Source organism: uncultured Limnohabitans sp. (assembly GCF_937889215.1).
In the GTDB taxonomy this organism is placed as follows: domain Bacteria; phylum Pseudomonadota; class Gammaproteobacteria; order Burkholderiales; family Burkholderiaceae_C; genus Limnohabitans_A.
This window is the reverse complement of record NZ_CALBEX010000134.1, coordinates 1-2204: the sequence shown is the minus strand read 5'-3', so window position 1 is coordinate 2204 and position 2204 is coordinate 1. Positions and strand designations below refer to the sequence as shown.

Annotated in this window: 3 protein-coding genes; 1 reads left to right on the top strand and 2 read right to left on the bottom strand. The window is 60.8% G+C overall.

What is annotated here, in order from left to right; translation table 11 throughout:
• On the bottom strand, nt 1-1014 hold a 1014-nt coding region (locus tag Q0341_RS03470), incomplete at its 3' end, for a hypothetical protein (protein WP_299510585.1).
• Between the two features lie 35 nt (nt 1015-1049).
• Entirely contained in the window at nt 1050-1544 is a 495-nt protein-coding gene (locus Q0341_RS03465; protein ID WP_299510583.1) for an LPP20 family lipoprotein, read from the bottom strand.
• 348 nt (nt 1545-1892) lie between these two features.
• Here Q0341_RS03465 and Q0341_RS03460 point away from each other — a divergent pair.
• Nucleotides 1893-2204: sigma 54-interacting transcriptional regulator (locus tag Q0341_RS03460; protein WP_299510582.1), on the top strand; the 312-nt coding region annotated here is incomplete at its 3' end.

Below are 2204 nucleotides of genomic sequence, written 5' to 3'. Positions count from 1 at the left end.
CGCCACCCAGCTTTGCATGTGCGCTTGCAACTGGCCTTGCACCTGCTGCGCCCAAGCCGTAGGGTTCTGCGCCATCGCTGCGGGTGAAATGGCAATCACCTCGCTCACTTGCCACTGCACCGCCATCTGGCCCGCAGGGGTGTGCCGTTGGCCCAAGCTCAGGCTCAAAGTCCAGCGCCAGACTTCCTCGGGCATAACCAAGCCCCGGCTCATACGCTCAGACCAAGTGCGCGCCAGCTCGGGCGCATGCGGCTTAAGGGACATCTCTGCCGTCCAGCCGCTGGGTGCTTCTTCGCGTCCCGTCAAGGCCTGCATGTAAGTGTTGCCCGCTGCTGGGGCCTCGTAGGCGGCCAGCGCCTGCGTGCGCCAGCGCTGCGAAGCCTGCATGTTCTGTGTCCAAGACTGCTGCGCCAAGTTCAACAAGGTTTGGCTGGCAAACTGCTGCGGCCCACTGAAACCCTCAGGCACCACGGTTTGCACCAGCAGCGGCAAGCGCCAAGGGCGCGGTGGCGCGGCACAGGTCTTGTCTGCGCCCAATGGTTTCCAGCCCCACGGCAACACCTCTGCGCTGACGCGGGTCTTGGGCTCATCGTCCTGCACATAAGACAACACCCGCACCCCACGCACCTGCGCCTCAGAGTGGAAATGAGCGCTCTCGTGCAAAGCCCCTTTGTCGTCCACCCAGGCCGAACTGATCACCCGGGTCGGGCGCTCCAGCGTGGCATCCAAAATCGCCTGACGAATCGCGTCCAGCTGCGCCTCGTTTTGGGCCTGAACCAAATCCCGTGAGGAAATCGTCTGCGCCTTGGCGTTGGCCAAAGCCCGCACCGGGGCCGAAGCCATGGCACGGGCGGCCAACTCGGCCGGTGTCAAGCTTTGCGCCGCAGCCGAACCCACCCAGCCGCCACACAGGCCCACACCCAAACCCACACCCAAGCCAAAACCCGCGCCAACACGGCGCCAAAAGGCCAAAGGCCGAGGGGCCAACAAGGGAGCAGGGCGGGTCAGGGTCATGGCATTTCCAGTCAAGTGCTTCAGTAGAGGGTGACTCAGCGGCGACGGGCGGTCAGCTGGCCCAAATACAGCGCACGCAAATCACGCACCACCTGCTGGTCCAGCGACATGGTGGTCTCGTAGGTGTCATCGCCTACGGGGGTGATGCTCACCATGGTCGCCCCATAAATCACACCCTCGACTTTGGCGCGGAAGGTGTCGCTCATGATCGTCATGTCGGCCACCGTGGTGGTCGCATCGAGCTGCTGGCCATACACCTGCTCCGTCAAAGATCGGTAAGCGTCGAGCTTGGAGGCACGGATCGCCAACAAACGCTGCTGGGCCGGGTTCTTGTGGTTTTGCACGCTGATCACCGCGTAGCCCGTGGCCACCAGGGTTTCGCGCTTTTCCACCATGGGCGTGATCATCGAAGCCGGGACGGCAGGCGCTGCCGCTTTTTCCTGAGCCATGAGGTTCAAAGGCAAGGCCTGGCAACCCGCCAAAACCCAGGTGGTGAGCAAAGTGGCGGCCAATGAAAGACGAGGGGTCATAAAGCATCTCCAGAAATGAACACCCTCGCAGCCCGAAGGGGCGCGCAGCTGGGGTGTGACTTGATGCATACATCGACAGCAAAACCCAAGTCTTGAGCCATGAGGGCGTTTGACGCACCAACTTGCGGCTTAAAAATCAACTTGAATTGTAAAATACACAAAAAATTCATGAAATTTGACGATAAAAGTGTATTTTTCATTAAATACTTGCTAAGATAGCATTTGTTAATTTATAAACAAAGAAGTCGATAATTCGACAAAACACCCAAATCAATCGCCGCCATGGCAGCGCACCGCCCACCCGGCATTGCACTGACAGCCCTCCAGCCCAACAGACACCGGATCCCCATGAAAGCCAGCGCCAAAACCCAAATCATTGGTCAAAGCCGAGCCACGCAGTTCCTGCGTGACCTGATCCAAACATTGGCCGCCTCGTCCTCGACCGCCTTGGTCACAGGCGAGAGTGGCACGGGCAAAGAGCTGGTGGCCCAGGCGCTGCATGCCCAAGGCCCCCGCGCCAGCGGCCCCTTTGTGCCCATCAACTGCGGCGCCATCCCCCGCGAACTCATTGAAAGCGAACTGTTCGGTCACCGCAAAGGCACCTTCACCGGCGCCGTGGCCGACCGACTGGGCCGTTTTGAGCTGGCCCACGGCGGCACC

Bases quoted from the DNA above. Each gene is read 5' to 3' on its own strand.
- Q0341_RS03465 (WP_299510583.1), bottom strand. From the start codon at position 1,544: ATGACCCCTCGTCTTTCATTGGCCGCCACTTTGCTCACCACCTGGGTT.